Annotated in this window: 7 protein-coding genes; 4 read left to right on the top strand and 3 right to left on the bottom strand. The window is 49.7% G+C overall.

Translation table 11 applies throughout. The features are described from left to right. Nucleotides 1-200 precede the first annotated feature (200 nt). Both MYF79_RS17720 and MYF79_RS17715 read left to right on the top strand, forming a co-directional pair. Nucleotides 201-3,260, top strand: coding sequence for a sensor histidine kinase (locus MYF79_RS17720; protein WP_247808986.1), 3,060 nt, complete (start codon nucleotides 201-203; stop codon nucleotides 3,258-3,260). A gap of 26 nt (nucleotides 3,261-3,286) precedes the next feature. Next, nucleotides 3,287-3,934 (top strand): response regulator, encoded by a 648-nt coding sequence (locus tag MYF79_RS17715; RefSeq protein WP_089830063.1) that lies wholly within the window; start codon nucleotides 3,287-3,289, stop codon nucleotides 3,932-3,934. A gap of 1,057 nt (nucleotides 3,935-4,991) precedes the next feature. Here MYF79_RS17715 and MYF79_RS17710 read toward each other — a convergent pair. Further along, complete coding sequence (locus MYF79_RS17710; RefSeq protein ID WP_247808985.1) at nucleotides 4,992-5,417, bottom strand: SRPBCC family protein; 426 nt, start codon at nucleotides 5,415-5,417, stop codon at nucleotides 4,992-4,994. A 90-nt stretch (nucleotides 5,418-5,507) separates the two neighbouring features. Then, nucleotides 5,508-6,173: a flavin reductase family protein gene (locus tag MYF79_RS17705; protein ID WP_247808984.1), complete on the bottom strand. Its 666-nt coding sequence runs from the start codon at nucleotides 6,171-6,173 to the stop codon at nucleotides 5,508-5,510. 251 nt (nucleotides 6,174-6,424) lie between these two features. Between MYF79_RS17705 and MYF79_RS17700 the strand changes: the two genes are divergently transcribed. After that, nucleotides 6,425-8,086: a lectin gene (locus tag MYF79_RS17700; protein WP_247808983.1), complete on the top strand. Its 1,662-nt coding sequence runs from the start codon at nucleotides 6,425-6,427 to the stop codon at nucleotides 8,084-8,086. 103 nt (nucleotides 8,087-8,189) lie between these two features. On the opposite strand, the gene MYF79_RS17695 is transcribed toward MYF79_RS17700, so the two are convergent. Further along, complete coding sequence (locus tag MYF79_RS17695; protein ID WP_247808982.1) at nucleotides 8,190-16,709, bottom strand: gliding motility-associated C-terminal domain-containing protein; 8,520 nt, start codon at nucleotides 16,707-16,709, stop codon at nucleotides 8,190-8,192. A gap of 589 nt (nucleotides 16,710-17,298) precedes the next feature. Between MYF79_RS17695 and MYF79_RS17690 the strand changes: the two genes are divergently transcribed. Next, nucleotides 17,299-17,796: a DinB family protein gene (locus tag MYF79_RS17690; RefSeq protein WP_247808981.1), complete on the top strand. Its 498-nt coding sequence runs from the start codon at nucleotides 17,299-17,301 to the stop codon at nucleotides 17,794-17,796. Nucleotides 17,797-17,903 lie beyond the last annotated feature (107 nt).

Raw genomic sequence — 17,903 nt, 5'->3', positions numbered from 1 at the left:
AAAAACTACTCAATTTAAACATTGCCGCATAACTAAAAAACCCTGAAATTCTTTCCTGATAACTGTTACAGCGATACGATGTTATAACATGGATAAAAATTAACACGGTTTTTATAAAAAATGAATAAATCCTTACAATTTAATATTATTAAACGTGTAATTTTGGCCTTCAACAAAATCGGCAGTGGAACAAACCTATCATGAGAAAAACTTACCTTTTATTGGTAACGATATTCATGTTAACCCAAACCATTATAGCACAACAACAGACGCCTTATTTCAACTCATTAAGGACTGAAAACGGGCTTTCCCACAACAAAGTCAACTGTATATTACAGGACAAACGGGGATTCATATGGTTTGGTACAGAGGATGGTCTAAATCGTTATGACGGAAAATATTTTACCGTCTTCAGAAGAACGCCGGGTGATAGTACCTGCATATCCGGCAATATTATCAGCGATCTTCTGGAAGATGAAAACGGCATTATCTGGATTGCTACTGAAGATGGCGGGTTAAGCGCTTATGATTACCGTCTTCCCCCATCAAAGCAGTTCAGGCAATACCGGTACACAGCAGGCAATGAAACTGGTATTCCGGAAAATCATATCAATGTCATAGCCGATGATCATAAAGGCTATCTCTGGATAGGAACAGGTAATTACCGTACCAGGAGGTTCAACAAGCAAACGGGAGAATTTTCACATCCGGTAAAGACAGGTACCACTTCTATCCTCTCGCTGCGTATGGATGCCAGAGACACCTTGTGGGTGGGCAGGACCGGCGGAGGTATATTGAAGGTGAATACCCGCACACTGCAGTTCAGCAGCGACAAAAGATACGATGATCTGTACGCACGGCTGCCGCATGTTTCTGTCACTTCGCTGTTCCTTGACGCCAATAACGATATGTGGTATGGCGCATGGGACAAAACACTCTACCATTACGATCATATAAAGCAAACGGAAGAAATGTTCCGGCACGTGCCTGGACGAAATTCCTTTCCGGACGATGAGATCACCGCCTTTGCGGAAGACAGCGACCATCGTTTATGGATGGGAGGCAAAGATTCAGGCCTGATCATGTATGACCGGGATCGTCAGCACTTCTGTCACTATAAACATGATCCTTATATAGATGGCGCCATAGTGGACAATCATGTGAATGCCGTCTATATTGACAGAACCGGTATTATATGGATAGGTACCAACAACGGTATCAGTTTTCACAATCCTTTGTATTACCCGTTTAAACAGACTTTCCTGCCACAAACAGGACGGGATATCAACATATATGATTTTTATAAGGACGCAGCCGGAAGGCTCTGGATCGGCACCAATGACGGCATTTTTATCCAGTCCCCCGGTAAGGCTGCTTTCGAGCACCGCAGGCTGACCTATAAAGGACAGCAGCTGGCGGTCACCAAGTTCTTTGAAGACAGCGACGGCACCTTCTATGTAGGCACTGATTATACCCTCTTTATCTACGATACGCAGAAAGGTACGCTGACCACGCTTCCCAATACGGAGACCGATCCCGTCATGAAGAAGCTGATCGGGTCCAGGATCGTATCTATCGTGAAAGATACGATGGCCATGGGTACGCGGCCTGTGCTGATCGTGTCGCCATATGGACATTACCTGAGTTATTATGACTTTAAAGACAGGATATGGGTAACCCGCAGCGATTCCACGAAGGCAATACTGAAACGGTTCAACCTGAAAGATAACCTCGTCAGGAAAATGTCCAAAAGCATGAACGGCAATATCTGGCTGGCCACCGCCAGGCATGGGCTGGGCGACTGGCCACAGAAAGAGGGCCAGCAGGTGAAGTATCTGAAAGACATCAGCAGCGACGATGTTTTTGATATCCAGGAAGGCGGCCAGGGGATCGTATGGATCAGTACTTATGGCGGCGGACTGAACTACCTGGACGCGCATACGCAGAAAGTAGCGCATATAGCGGAATCCAGTAATCTGACAGAAGGTATGCAGACGGACGAGAAAGGCAGTGTATGGATGGTATGTAACGGGCATATACATAAGTATGATCCCCGCGTAAAGATATACAGCTGTTACGACCTGCCCGCACTCCAGAAGAACGGTGGCGTAAGAGGTTATATGTATAAGGATAAAGAAGGTAATATCTACGTGGGAGGCACGAACTATTACCTGTCCTTCCATCCACGCAATATAGCCAGGATCAACACCGAACCGCCGGTATACCTGACAGACTTCAGGATCTTCAACGACTCGCACAGCGACCTGCTGCAACAGCAGGCCCTTACGCTGGACTATACCAAGAACTATTTTTCAATTGAGTTCTCGGCGCCTGAGTTCAGCGGAGATAACCTGCAGTATGCCTACATGCTCAGCGGCGTAGATAAGGAATGGAATAATGTTGGCAAGCGCAACTTTGCCTCCTATTCCAACCTGAAGGGCGGCGACTATACCTTCATGGTAAAGGCCAGTAACTGGAGAGGCGTATTTGGTACCAGGGTCACTGCCCTGCATATTACCATTATTCCTCCCTTCTGGACCAGGTGGTGGTTCTACCTGCTGTGTACAGCACTGATAGCAGTTACTATTTACCTGCTCTACCGTTACCGTATCAATGAGTTGCTGAAACGGCAGGAGATCAGGAATCGTATTGCACAGGACCTGCACGACAGCGTGGGATCTACGCTGAGCGGTATTTCCGTTTACAGTGAGGTAGCCAGGATCTACAATGAACAGCAAAAAAGTGAACAATTGAAAGAATTGTTAACCACCATTGGTACAACGGCCAATGAAATGATCTCCGAGATGTCTGACATTGTGTGGGCGATCAATCCGAAAAACGATCACGTAAGCAGCATCGTGAAGCGGATGGAATCTTACGCGAAACCTTTGTGTACCGCTAAGAAGATCCATTTCATATTCGACTGCGATCATAAGATTGAGACCCTGAACCTTGCCATGCATCAACGGAAGAACTTCTATCTCATCTTCAAGGAAGCAGTGAACAATGCCTTAAAACATGCGGCATGCAGTATTATCAGGGTGAACATAAGTTACCGCCGGAATATGCTGGAGCTTAACATCCAGGACGATGGTATTGGATTTGATCATCAGGCTGTGCAGGATCCTTCCGTCAGGACCCTGTCTGGTAATGGGCTCAACAACATCAGGCACAGGGCCAGTGAAATGAAGGCCGACCTGGGGATAGAAAGTAAACCACACCAAGGGACATATTTAAAACTAAGCTTTCCCGTTGCCTGACAAAGGCAGCAAAAAAACGACAAACCATGAGTATACGCGTTGCCATCTTTGACGACAACAAAAACATCCGTAACAGCATCACGTTATTGCTAAACACGGCCCCTTCAATTGAAGTTGTGGGCGTATTCAGTGACGCCCGTAATTGTGTGAATGATGTATTGAATTGTAACCCGGACATTGTACTAATGGACATTGAAATGCCTGAAATGAGCGGTATTGAGGCTATCAAACTGCTCTCCAAGGAAGTGCCACATGTACAGATCCTTATACAGACGGTGTTTGAGGACGACGACAGGGTCTTTGATTCCATCTGTGCCGGCGCATCCGGTTACATTTTGAAGAACCATCTTAACACACGCTTACTGGACGCTATCCAGGAACTGCAAACCGGCGGCTCGCCGATGAGCCCTTCTATAGCGCGCCGGGTCCTGAACCTGCTGCAGAAAAGCGTTGTACAAAAGCCGGAGCCGAACAATGACAGCTATAACCTGACTGCAAGAGAAAAAGAAGTATTGACCTGTATTGTCAACGGATTGAGTTACAAAATGATTGCCAGTGAACTTAACATCAGCTATGAAACAGTACGTAGTCATGTGAAAAAAATTTATGAAAAGCTGCACGTGGCTTCACTTACAGAGGCCGTTGCACTTGCCATCAATCAACGTATTGTATGATACGGCCGTGCCAACTCCCCACTTAGAGTTACCGGTCTCCCCGATTTAGGTGATTTTCTGACATGTGAAGATGGTCTACATTTGCAATAGAAAAAGCAATGAGACCTGTTCAAAGAAAAAAGAACTTAAAATATATTCTGCTAGATACAAACTAAATTCAAATGATCTGTTTACGTTAATTTATCTGGTGTAGCCCTGTTCTCAGGGCTCTTTTTTTTATATGCCGGGCCTCCGGCATATTTGGTTTCCGGCGTATCCGTGTTCCATATTCGTGTCCCGCATATCCGTTCCCCAGGGGTTATCACCCCTGGCTACAAACACCGCGGCTCCTAAAGGAGCCTATTGTCGCGATTGATCAACGTTATATCATATGGGCATTACATCCTGGTGGCATATTTGGTTTCCGGCGTATCCGTGTTCCATATTCGTGTCCCGCATATTCGTTCCCCAGGGGTTATCACCCCTGGCTACAAACACCGCGGCTCCTAACGGAGCCTATTGTCGCGATTGATCAACGTTATATCATATGGGCATTACATCCTGATGGCATATTTATTTCCCGCATATCCGTGTTCCATATTCGTGTTCCGCATATCCGTTCCCCAGGGGTTATCACCCCTGGCTACAAACACCGCGGCTCCTAACGGAGCCTATTGTCGCGATTGATCAACGTTATATCATATGGGCATTACATCCTGGTGGCATATTTGGTTTCCGGCGTATCTGTGTTCCATATTCGTGTCCCGCATATCCGTTCCCCAGGGGTTATCACCCCTGGCTACAAACACGGCGGCTCCTAACGGAGCCTATTGTCGCGATTGATCAACGTTATATCATATGGGCATTACATCCTGGTGGCATATTTATTTCCCGCGTATCCGTGTTCCATATTCGTGTCCCGCATATCCGTCCCCAGGGGTTATCACCCCTGGCTACAAACACGGTGGCTCCTAAAGGAGCCTATTGTCGCGATTGATCAACGTTATATCATATGGGCATTACATCCTGGTGGCATTGCGGCATATTTATTCCCGGGGTGATCGCCCAGAGGAGCTATTTATTTCCACACATACGGCATCCCCGTGCCCTCTTCCAGGTATTTCTTCAGGCTAAGCAGGAACATCGCCCAGTGATAGTTACAGCTGCGGTAATAATCGGTCACCTCCTGCCAGTTATAGTGTTTCAATATCACGGTAGTAAATCCCTCCTTTCCGGGCAGGATCTTAAAGCAGATGAAGGTCCCCACCCATTCAGGATCGGATTCTGTACATTCCCAGAGCACCTTCTCCCCCGGGCGCAGTTCCAGGATCTGCATTTTCGTGATGTAGTCTTCGCCCCAGTTAAATTCATTGACAAATCCGGGCTCCGGCTTTACCAGCAGTTTGCTTGTCCATACCGCGCCCAGTCCTTCCTGTGTGGTAAGGGCCTCATAGACTTTTGCCTGGCTTGCCCTGATCTGGAGCAGATGCTCGATTGCCACCATATGTTCTGTTTTAGCTTACATTAAAAGTAACAATGTTGTGGAAGTACCGGGCTGGCCAAATTGGACATATGATGATGGGATCTCTGCCAACTACAATTCTCTGGCCGCTTCGATGTCTGCTGTCCGGTACAAGTGTTCAGGGATCTGTGCCAGCGTGGAAGGATGAACTTTACTGCCTAATCCATAGAATTCCTGGAAACTCATGATCAGCGGCCGCCACTTGTCAGGGTCTACCTTGTGCTGTTGTCCCTGCATCAATATCGATTCATCCAGGTGCACCCGGGTGATCCGCATTTCAAATGTAAGGATCTTTCCCCGTTGTGCAGCACTGTCTGCTGCTAAATGATGTGTAGCGGCCAATACTGCTTCCTGGTGTACCGGGCATTCCAGCACCCGTGGCGGGGCAACCGTGTCTGCAGCCAGGGGTGTTAATCCGGCCAGCCCGAACTTATCCTGCTCATAACGATACCCCTTCTGTTGTTTACCCGCCGGTACCGGATCACTCCCTGTGGTGCGGGCTAACCTGTTTACCGCTTCTACCTGGTGAATGGACGGCAGGTTCAGCACACACTGCCCCGTACGAAGGATATTCTCCGTTGTTTTAGAGAGTGCAGACAGTCCCAGCATACAACGCCAGCCCAGCCAGAAAACAGATGACATAGGCGCCAGGTTATAGGTACCGTTTTCATTCATGGTACTGATCAGCACTACCGGTGTGCCGAAATAGAGGATTGATGGTTCGCTGCGGAGATGCATACAATATTTGTTTAGACATCCCAAAAGTAGAATGCCCGCAATGGTGTTTCAACCCGGTTCTTGCTGAAGTGCCAGGCGAATAATTTATGTCTGGACGCTTCACAATATTCCCTGCTGCCCTTCCGTTTAATGGTCGCATCTTATTGTTCCACCTCTTTTACGTAGAAACCATATTCTTTAGTTCACCCATTTAAAATCTTCGTATACAACAGATCCATTACAACCGGTAATTCCTAATCAAAACAAATACTATGAAACTCAGAAATCGTCTGCTGGCAGCAGTCACCCTCCTCTTTGCCATCAGCTGTAGCAAAAAAGACCTCAACAATGAGGCGGAAAAACTGTATGGCCGGCAAAATATGCTGGCTAACGCCAACGCCTCTCCGGTCGGAGATGTGGTAGGTAAGATCGCCGTCGGTTACCAGGGTTGGTTTGCCTGTGCGGGCGACGGCTCTCCTATTAATGCCTGGTGGCATTGGACACAGAACTGGGCACAGTTGCCCTCTTCCACCAACAACGGCATTAAGTCATGGCCTGACGTGCGGGATTATTCCAACACCTACACCACTGCCTGGCCTGCGCTGAACAATGGTCAACCTGCAAAATTGTTCTCCTCTTTCTCTGACCAGACCGTTAATACCCATTTCAGCTGGATGCAACAGCATGAGATAGATGTGGCGGCCTTACAACGCTTCAATCCCAACGGACAGGAAGGTCCCATCAGGGATGCCATCACCGCCAAGGTGAAAACGGCGGCGGAGCAATATGGCCGTAAGTTCTATATCATGTACGATGTAAGCGGCTGGACCAACATGCAGTCGGAAGTAAAGGCCGATTGGACCAATAAGATGTCTGCCTACACTTCCTCTCCTGCCTATGCCCGTCAGAATGGCAAACCTGTTGTCTGTATCTGGGGTTTTGGCTTCAACGACGACAACCATCCCTGGTCGGCCGCTGTCTGCCTGGACGTGATCAACTGGTTCAAGAACCAGGGGTGCTACGTAATAGGCGGTGTACCTACTCACTGGCGCAACGAGAACAGCGATTCCAGGCCAGGTTTCCTGAACACCTACAAGGCATTTAACATGCTCTCTCCCTGGATGGTAGGCCGGATCGGCAATGTGGGAGACGCCGATAATTTCTACAGCAATGTCAACACGCCCGACCTGGCCTACTGCGCGGCCAATGGTATCGATTATCAACCCTGCATACTGCCCGGCGATCTGCAGGAAAGGCAGCGTGCGCACGGCGATTTCATGTGGCGGCAGTTCTATAACATGGTAAGACTGGGCGTTCAGGGTATTTACATCTCCATGTTCGATGAATACAATGAAGGCAACCAGATCGCCAAGACGGCTGAAAACAGCAGCCAGATACCGGCAGGCTCCGGTTTCCTGACGCTGGACGAAGACGGCGTAGCCTGTTCTTCCGACTACTACCTGCGCCTCACCCGCGATGGCGGCCGTATGTTGAAAGGCCAGATAGCCCTGACAGCGGTGCGCCCCACACCCACTATTCCCGGCGGCACGGTAATTCCTGTCGGACAGACCGTTACCATCAAAGGCTTCAACAATATGTATGTATGCAGCGAGGGGAATACCCAGCCGATGATCTGCAACCGTACCGTGGCCCAGTCATGGGAACAGTTTACCGTAGTAGATGCCGGCGCTGGTAAAGTAGCGCTGCGCAATCAAAGCAACTACGTATGCTCAGAGAACGGTCAGTCACCCGTTATCTGTAACCGTACAGCGCTGGGCCCCTGGGAACAGTTTGACTGGATCGCCAATGCTGATGGTACCGTTTCCTTCAGGGGCAATAACGGTGCATACCTTTCAGCAGAAGATGGCGTAGCACGTATGACCTGCACTAAAACTACAATAGGAGCAGCAGAAAAATTCAGGATCAATCAATAAACAAAAAGCACCAGGTGTTGCTCAGCACACCTGGTCCGCAAATGGAAAAGGCGCCCCGTGATCAACCCGGGACGCCTTTTTACCTATTGGAACTTTACACTTCTTATCTGATAACTGTTATCTGTCCTGTTACCTGTGAAACCGGACCACCGATCTTCTTCTTGTAGTTGATCACCCAGATGTAGGAACCACTTTCCACCAGGTTGCCCAGGTATCGTCCATCCCATCCGAGCCTGTAGTCTTTAATGAAGCATACCTGCTGGCCCCAGCGGTTGAAGACGCGCAATTCATAGTCATACATCGGGCCTTCTGCTGTTGGCTTGAACACATCGTTCTTACCATCGCCATTAGGCGTAAAGGCTGTCGGGAACTGCGGATTCGCTTCACAAGGTTTATAGGTCACCGCAATATGGTCAGATACAGATCCGCAATCGTTGTATACCATCACGGTGTAGTAACCTGTGCTGGTCACCGTATAAGTGCTGGTAGTAGCGCCATCCTGCCAGCGGATGCTATTGCCCGCACCGGCATTCACTTTCAGCACCAGCGATTTGTCCAGGCACAGCGTAGTATCGCGACCCAGGTCAAATTCAGGGATGCCTGCTACTGTTACATTTACGCTATCCATTGTGATCTGTGAACAGAACCTGTCCATCACAGAGACGATATACTTACCTGGTTTATTCACTTCTTTCACCGGGTTGGTATCGCCGTCATTCCAGAGGTAAGATACCGCGTCAGGATTCTCGGCATTCAGCACTACGCTGCCACCGATACAGATATCGCGCTGTGGTCCGATGTCGATATCGAGATGAGATTTCAGCGTCACTCTAACCGTATCTTCCACCACACAACCACTGCGGCTTACCGTTACCCAATAGTCGCCCGGTCTTGACACTACGATCTCGTTGGTGGTCTCTCCGCTGTTCCAGCGCACAGTACCACCATCCGGTTCTACCGTCAGGATGGCTGTTTCGTCAGGACAGATCTGCGTATCATCGCTCAGTACCACGTTCGGAGCAGTAGCCACCGTCACAGTTGCATCATCGTGGGTGGTACAGCCATTCAAGGTTACATCCACACCATAGGTACCAGCCATATATACATCTATAGACGAAGTGGTTTCACCTGTGCTCCATACATAGGTAGCAGCCGGGATATAAGCATTCAGTTTTACACTTGCGCCTTCACAGATGGTGGTATCTGCCAGGTTTACTACCGGTGGATTATTTACCGTTACCTTCACTTCATCTGTTGTTGCACACACACCGTTGAATACAGTCACACTGTAAGTACCGCTGGTGTTCACGGTGATAGTCTGCGTATTAGCGCCTGTTGACCAGCGGATGTTGTAACCGGCATTGTTGCTGCCGGCATCCAGCGTTGCAGATTCACCTGCACAGATGGACACATCCTGACCCAGTTCCACCACCGGTTTTTCAATATACTGCAGGTCGTAGGTAACCGTATCGGACACACAGCCGGTTACACCGTTAGTTACCGTAAAGCTGGCCTGTACAGCCCCATTCAGGTCGAACACATTACTGCTCTGCACCAGTGGCGTTGGCACTGCACTGGCTGGTACTACGCTCACCAGGGTGAATTTCGGCTTACTTACTTTATTCTTTAAGAGTATTGCAAATTTTGTATTGTTAGAACAGTTGGCCGGCAGTTTCGGATCCAGTTCCGGTTTAGGAGCCGGGCTTACCGTAATGGTCTGCACACGTTCTATAGCGGCATTGCCACAGGCGTCGGAAACGTTCCACCTTCTCACTACGGTGTATCCCGCGCATTTATCTGCCACAAACGGATCCTGCACCATTGTTACCTTCTTAGGGAAGTTCACATCACAGTTATCAACAGCGTACAGGGTAGCCGGAACCGGGAGCGGCTCATCGTAACTGATGGTGACGTTGGCAGGCGCCGGATCGATCTTCGGCCTGGTCGTATCTGCCACGGTAATTACCTGGCGGAGCGTAGTCGCATTACTACAAGCATCCTTCGCGGTCCAGGTACGGATCAGGCGATAGTTGCCCGCACATGCACCGTTGATGCTCTCACGGGTCTGTAAATAAGTCACCTTCACAGTACCACAGTTGTCTGTAGCTGTCAGGAGAGCAGGCGGCTCCGGTACTGCGTTACAATCTACCGTAGTATCGGCAGGTGCTGCTGCAGTGAATACCGGTTTGGCTGTATCCTGTACTGTGATCACCTGTTGCATAGTGGCTGTATTACCACAATTATCGATGGCGGTCCAGGTACGTGTCAGCCTGTAATTGCTTGGACAGCTGCCGGAAAGGAACTCTTTACGCTGGGATACTTTCACTTTCACTGTAGCGGTGCAGTTGTCTGTAGCAGTTACCGCAGCTACATCCGGTACGCTGTCGCAATTCACGGTAATCACCGGAGGCACTGTTACAGAGAATACCGGTTTCACATTATCCTGTACGGAGATGGTCTGCGTCAGGGTAGCCTTGTTACCGCAAAGGTCAGTGGCTGTCCAGGTACGGATGATCTGGTAATTGCCATCGCAGTTGCTGCCTGGCAGGGATTTACGTACATCCACCGGGTTGACGGTGATGGTACCCGGCGTACAGTTGTCGGTAGCCGTCAGTGGTTGTCCTGCAGGCACCTGGTCACAGCTGACGGTGATATTGGCTGGTGCAGGATTATCAAACACCGGAGGTGTAATGTCGCGTACAGTGATCACCTGTTTCAGGGTATCGCTTGCGTTACCGCAGGCATCTACAGCTACCCATTTACGGATCAGCTGATAGTTGCTTGGGCAGGCGCCCGGCTGGCGCAGGGTCACTTCTATCGGCGTCACGGTCAGCGGACCGGAGCAGGCGTCTGTAGCAGTAAGGTCTACTGCTGCAGGAATAGCGTCACAATTCACGGTTACATTAGCCGGCGCTTTTACATCGAATACCGGCGCTGTTTTATCTGTTACCGTGATCACCTGCTGTGCCTGTGCGCTCAGACCACAACGGTCGGTCGCTGTCCAGGTACGTTCTATTTTGAATGTGCAGGCGTCTATAGTAGTCGTTACATCGGCACTGGTAACTGTCAGTGGCTCATTAGTATAAGGCGCATGACTGAATACCGGTGTACCAAACTTCGTGGTATAGTCTGTACCCTGTACACAATCTACCGTGATCGGTGCAGGAACAGAGACTACTACCGGTGGGGTGCTCATCAGTGTGAGCAACACGGCGTTACTGATGTTGCCTGTACAAGCGCCTGACATCACCACGCGTCTGAACCAGGTGTTCTGGGTGATGCTGGCCGGTGTATAGCTATCGGTAGTGCCACCCGTACCGGTGGTTACGTTCACAAAGCCGGTGCTGGCACTGGTAGTGCTCATCTGCCACTGGTAGGTGAATGAGCCGGTACCACCGCTTACTACACCGCCGGTCAGTGTTGCAGGAACATCGCTTGCGCAGAGAACCTGGTCGGCAGTGATCGTATTGCCCTGAATAGCAGGCTGATTGGTCAGCACAACGTCATCAGGCGTTGAGGTACATGCCCCGTTGGCGATCGTCCAGCGGAGGGTGGTTGTTGTACCTGGTTGTAAGGTCACTGTAGCGGTTGGACTATGAATATCGGAGATGACAGCGGTGGCACCACCTACAATGGTCCAGGTACCTGCTGCGCCAGCCGGAGATGCCGTGTTGGCATTCATCGTGAAGTTCGGATCATCGCAATGTACCTGGTCTGCACCTGCAGCAGCGTTGTTTGGCATTACGCTGTTGGTGAGCGTAATACTATCCACCGAGTTACAGGTACTGTTAGAGATCACCCAGACGATAGTAGCGGTGGTACCCGGAGGCACGGTCACTACTGCAGCCGGATTACTGAAATCGCCGGCGCCTATGCTGGCGGAAGTTCCCGCTGGCAGGCTCCAGGTAGCAGTACCTGTTACTGGTGTGTTGGCGGCCATTGTGAACAGCGCATTGTTACAATGCTGCTGATCAGGGCCAGCGCTGGCAGTTGTAGGTTTAGGTATACTTGTCAGTGTTACTTCATCGAAATTCGAGCAGAGGCCATTGGTCATCGTCCAGCGTAATACCGCTGTCGCGCCGGCCGGCAATGTCACATGCGCAGTATCCATATTGGCCTGGCCCGCAGCAATAGCAGCAGATCCACTTACCACTGTCCAGGTACCGGTGGCACCTGTTACTGTAGGTTTGTTGCCCGCCATCTTAAAGTCAAGGCCCGCACATTGTGACTGGTCTGGCCCCGCATTCGCCACATCCGGCAATGCGTAGTTGGTCAGCACCAATGTATCGCTGGTGGTACAACCGCCATTGGCGATCGTCCATTCCAGTTTCAGCACAGTACCCGCAGGCACTGATATATTAGCTGACTGATTGTGTATATCTGCAGGAGGGAAAATAAATGTTGACGGAGATAATACTCTCCAGGTACCGGTGCCGCCTGCAGCTGAATTAGCTGTCAGTGCAAAGGCCGGTGCATTACAATGCATTTCGTCAGGACCCGCAACAGCAGGATTTGGCGCAAGGCTGTTGCTTAGCGTTACATCATCGGAAGAAGAGCAGCCACCATTAGAGATGGTCCAGCGCAGTACTACTACTGTACCTGCCGGAATGCTCAATACCGCATTCGGGTTGTTCACCGATGCTCCAGGGAAGACAAAACCTGCCGGAGATACCACACTCCATCTGCCGGTACCGCCACCGGCGCCCGGCGCGTTGGCAGAAAGGGTGAACACCGTATTGTTACACTGCGACATGTCCGGTCCTGCATTTGCCGTTACAGGCATTACAGAGTTGGTTAATGTAACATTGTCTGTACTGATACATGTACCATTGGTCGTTTGCCATGTAAGTACTACCGTCACTCCCACTGGTACGGAGACCACCGCATTCGGATTGCTGATCTGTGCAGCAGGGATCGTAGCTGTAGTACCTGCCGGCAGTATCCATTTACCGGTACCTACCGCTACGGGAGTAGCCGCCATGGTAAAGTTGCTCACGCCGCATTTCGCCTGGTCAGGTCCGGCGTTCGCCGTAGTTGGCGGTATAGCATTGGTCAATACGACGTTATCAGCAGAGACACAGAGACCATTCTTAATTGTCCAGGTAGCGGTCACACTCACACCTGCCGGTACATTGATCGTCGCATTCGGATTATTTTCCTGTCCGGCAGTAATGCTGGCAGTCGTACCTGCAGGCAGGGTCCAGGTACCTGTACCGATCGTTGCAGCATTCGCCTTCATAATGAACTGGGCGTTGCCGCATTGTATAGAGTCACGACCCGCATTCGAAATGGTCGGAGGTGCAAAGTTGGTCAGCACGGCAGTGTCTTTTACAACACAGGTACCGTTTGTTACCGTCCACACGGCGCCTACGCTGGTGCCCTGTGGTACGTTGATCACAGCCGTTCTGCTGTTCACCTGACCGGCAGTAATAGTAGCCGTGGTACCTGCGGGAAGGCTCCAGGCGCCGGTACCCGGTGCAGGATCGCTGGCGGCCATGGTAAAGGCGGTACTGTTACAGTTGGACTGGTCAGCACCTGCACTTACAGCAGCCGGCATTGGCGTGAGGGTTACCTGCTTGCTTACACAAGCAGTAGTATCGCAGGCGCCGAGGCTTTCCGCCCTTACATAATAAGTGGTGGTAGCACTCAGTGGCAGGGTAACGGTGGCGCCTGTAGCAAGACGGGTACCTGTACCACATCCGCCGGCATACCATGCCCATACACCGTTTGGCGTTACCTTATCTGACTGCAGACCAAGGCCGCCGCCATTTACGGTGAGCGTTACAGTATTACCAGCGCCACAGATATTGGTAGCACTGGCCGTAATACCGGTAGGCGCAGTTGGCGCAGAGGATACATTCACGGTGAACGGAATGATGGAATCACAACCGGCTTTCGCTGTTTTATAGCTCAGGTTGAAGGTATACACACCCGGAGCTGTTGTGGCCGGGTATGGAACAGTGAGCGGCCATTTCAGGGGCTGGTCAATGATACTTACAAAACCAGGCATCGGCGTAGTGCCGGGCGTAATAGAATATATAGTAGGCGTTCCTTTGGTAGACAATGTATCTAATGTAAAGAAACCTTTACTGCTGCAGGATACAACAGGCGTCACCAGGTTGATAACCGGCTTACCTATTTTATGTAGTATAACGGTATCGATGTTGGCGACACATCCACCGGCATTGGTAATGCTCCAGGTCAGTACAATATCGCCTTCTTTATCGAGCGCAGTTACAGCTGTATTATAAGCAGTGTCGTAAGCGATCGTTGCATTACCGGATATCAGTTTCCAGATACCTTTTTCTGCAGCCGGACCGGAAGCTACTGTATCAGCAAGCGGCTGGCTTGCATTCATAATGAAGACATTATCTGTGCCACATTGGGTGGTATCCTTACCGGCATTGCTATAGGTAGGGTCTACCAGGAGATGCAGGGTATCCAGGATAGTGGTAGCACAATTCGCATTGCCCGGGCTTCTTACCGTCCATGACAATACTACGGAAGTACCTGGCTTCTTCAGCGTCACCCTTGTACGCTCAGCGGAAGGCAGCAGGATCTTCACATAATTATCTATTACGTTGTCGGTCACCGCCGGGCCATACACATCTTCCACTCTCCAGGTGCCGGTTGCGCCAACTACTTTACCTACTTCCACGGTAAAGTTACCGGTCGGATTGGCAGATGCGCAGTATACGTTCTGGTTAGGCTTCAGTGTGGTGCTTGGCGTAGCGCTGACATTTATAATAACCGGGTTGGAAGTTGCCTGGCAGACATTCGCCACATCTTTCACGGTTACAGAGAACACCGTGTCGGCGATGCCGTTGATCTGTATCTGCGCTGCCTCTACCAGGTTGTCGTATTCCGGCATTGGTACCAATGTACCACTTGCATCCGGACCTCTGAACCAGTTAATGGTATAACCATTCAATACATCGTTGATCTTCAGGTTCACTGATTCACCCACACAGACGCTTGCATCGGAAACGGCCACGTCCACCCTTGGAGAGCGCACCATCTTGATCTCGGTACTGTTCTCGTCCATACAGGTATGTCCGTCGGCATATTCAACATAGCCATATACAGTAATAATAGTATCCTTATCTACCTGGATGGTACGTTTGGTATCGGTGTAACCAGGGAGGTCTTTCCAGGTGTAGTAATCGAAACCACCGGAAGCTTCCAGTTCCACATAGGTGCCGGAACATACCTCACTCTGTGTCAGGTTGAGGGTCGGCATCGGCAATATGGTGAGCCTGATCTGGGAAGATGGAGATGAACAGGTGGTGGAATCGCTGCCTCTTTCATATATGAGTACCTGGAACAGGTAATCTGAAGCCACTTTACGTGTACCTTTCAGTTCACCGGGCCCGATCACCAGTTGTGGCGAATTACCGGAACCATAAGGAACATTGATCCATGTACGGCCTTCGTCATCACTCATCTGCCACTGGTACACAGGATCAACGAAATAGCCCAGCGGCTGGAAGGAAGCCGATAAAGTGATCGGAGCGCCTTCACACAATACTTCCTGGAGCGTCTCATTATCACCATCTATTGTAGCAACAATGCTGGGGCTACAATAAGAAAATTCGATATCGTCTATAGCGATATCGTTACCACAACCTCCCGGTTTATTGTTGGTGACAAATACTGTCACCGCATCTACATCTGAAGGAACAATAAATGTTCCGCCATATCGCTGCCAGGTCGGACCGGTGTTGCCCAGCATCATCGACACGGAATAAGTCCTGAATGAATTCAGGACCCTGGCCGGATTGGCGGCATCTACCACGGTAAAGGTAACGCCGGCATATTGATAACCACTGCGGCAGGTATTATTAAATGCATTAGCCGTGTTAACGTTCATTAACCAGGCGCTGAAATTATATACAGAACCAGGGCAAAGACCCGTGATCGTTTTCTTATAGAACTGCTGCGGACTAACGGCAGAATTAGCTACCAGCATTGCACCACGGTAACCACCGGTGTGATCTGACGTGGTGGAAACCCAGTCGCTCTTCGCAAAGGAAGGACTGTTGGTGATCGCGTAGCTGTCGTTATTAAGATCTCCCGTAGGCTGGTAATTATATAATACAACACCATCCACAGGATAGTTCCTGCGGTTTACGCCGTCGGGCATACTGCCAAAGTTCTCCGTGAAGCCGGCCATCGTTGCCCCGCCAATACCACAGGTACTGATGGTACAATCCGCCGCATACATCTTCACGGTACGGGTCACCGTTCTCAATACACTATCCGCTCCTTTATAATAAAGCTTGATATTAAATGTATAGTCGCCCGGTACCAGGAACTGCAGTGTCAGCGCTTTCGTATTTGTCAGCTTGGTAGCTTTGCTCCCGACAGGATTCTCTGTATAGAGGATCTCGTAGTCTGCGTCGGTATTATTAGGAGATGTGATGGTCCAGTCGGCCTTCTGGGGGATGGCAAGACCTGTGCCTTCTACCATGGCGTTCACGCTGGTGAACTTGATCTGATTGGCAGTAGCGTTGGTCCTGGACATACATACCGTATCCGGTATATTCACGTACACTGTCTGTGCATGCAATGTCCCGAATGCACAACACAATGACAGGCATAATAATATTAGAAGCTTTTTCATCAATAGGGATTTCGTGAACGGTCAGAAACAGTAAAAACCAGTGGCATTATCTGTGGCTGACATGCAATGTTTTTGTGTTTGAAAAAGCCCCGTCAACCTTTCCCGCAACAACATGATGGGAAGTATAAATAGTCTTCATAGGCATATGTGGTATAGCGAAAAAATATTGCTATTTTAAAATTAAAAGTATAAATAATATGAAAATATTAAAAATATGTACCCTGCCCCGGAATGTCCCCGGAAGATAGTGACATGGCGGACTCGGGTAGTGGAATTTGATAGTCAGCCTTTTACCGGGCTAAAGAAATGTTAAAAAAATTTAGCAAAAGTTATCCACAATACTAGTTATCCACATTTTCTTTATTAAGCCCCTTTTCAGCGCGTAAGGTTGGCCACGCACCCAACTCCCTTATAATCAACATATCTGATCGGTAAGCCCGGTTTTAACGCATTTATTCCCCCTGTGTGAACCTGTTGCAGGTGACGGGTGTTTTTTTAGAAGCTCCGGAATGCTGCTGACATAAGGTTGTCACCCGGCACAACTTACTTTGTACTGTAAGCAAATTATTCACTTTTAAACCAAAAGAACATGACCCAGCAAATGACCGCTTTAGCGACTGTTATTACCCCCGAAGAACTCCTTGAGCATTGGCAGGGACACCGCCGGCTCACCCGTAAAGTGATCGAAGCTTATCCGGAAACCGAGCTTTTTACTTTTTCTGTAGGCGGTATGCGTCCATTTTCAGAACTGGTCCTTGAAATGATCAACATGGGAAATCCCGGCATAGACGGTATCGTTAGCGGCCAATGGCCCGCCTGGGGAGCGCAGGAAACAAAATCTGCCCCGCAGACGAAAGAAGCCCTGTTGTATATGTGGGATGAACTAACGGAGAAGCTTAATCGCTTATGGCCAGAGATCAAACCTGAGCGATTCCACGAAGTAGATCTGGCCTTTGGGCAATGGGAAGGCACCATCCAGTTCCTGCTGTTTTACTTTATCGATAATGAGATACATCACCGGGCGCAGGGTTTTGTATACCTGCGGGCCCTGGGTATTGAGCCGCCTGCATTCTGGGACAGGTCATGACCATCAGAATGGCCCATTCCCACCCTAACATTGTCTGATATGACCACCCTTAAAAATTCCTCATCCGTTTAATTTTGAATTAATCATATAACACGCATAAAGAAGTA

This window comes from Chitinophaga filiformis (assembly GCF_023100805.1).
Classification (GTDB): Bacteria; Bacteroidota; Bacteroidia; order Chitinophagales; family Chitinophagaceae; genus Chitinophaga; species Chitinophaga filiformis_B.
The sequence above is the reverse complement of the archived record's forward strand: the minus strand, read 5'-3'. Positions and strand labels throughout refer to the sequence as shown.

Bases quoted from the DNA above. Each gene is read 5' to 3' on its own strand.
- MYF79_RS17720 (WP_247808986.1), top strand. From the start codon at position 201: ATGAGAAAAACTTACCTTTTATTGGTAACGATATTCATGTTAACCCAA.
- MYF79_RS17715 (WP_089830063.1), top strand. From the start codon at position 3,287: ATGAGTATACGCGTTGCCATCTTTGACGACAACAAAAACATCCGTAAC.
- MYF79_RS17710 (WP_247808985.1), bottom strand. From the start codon at position 5,417: ATGGTGGCAATCGAGCATCTGCTCCAGATCAGGGCAAGCCAGGCAAAA.
- MYF79_RS17705 (WP_247808984.1), bottom strand. From the start codon at position 6,173: ATGCATCTCCGCAGCGAACCATCAATCCTCTATTTCGGCACACCGGTA.
- MYF79_RS17700 (WP_247808983.1), top strand. From the start codon at position 6,425: ATGAAACTCAGAAATCGTCTGCTGGCAGCAGTCACCCTCCTCTTTGCC.
- MYF79_RS17695 (WP_247808982.1), bottom strand. From the start codon at position 16,709: ATGAAAAAGCTTCTAATATTATTATGCCTGTCATTGTGTTGTGCATTC.
- MYF79_RS17690 (WP_247808981.1), top strand. From the start codon at position 17,299: ATGACCCAGCAAATGACCGCTTTAGCGACTGTTATTACCCCCGAAGAA.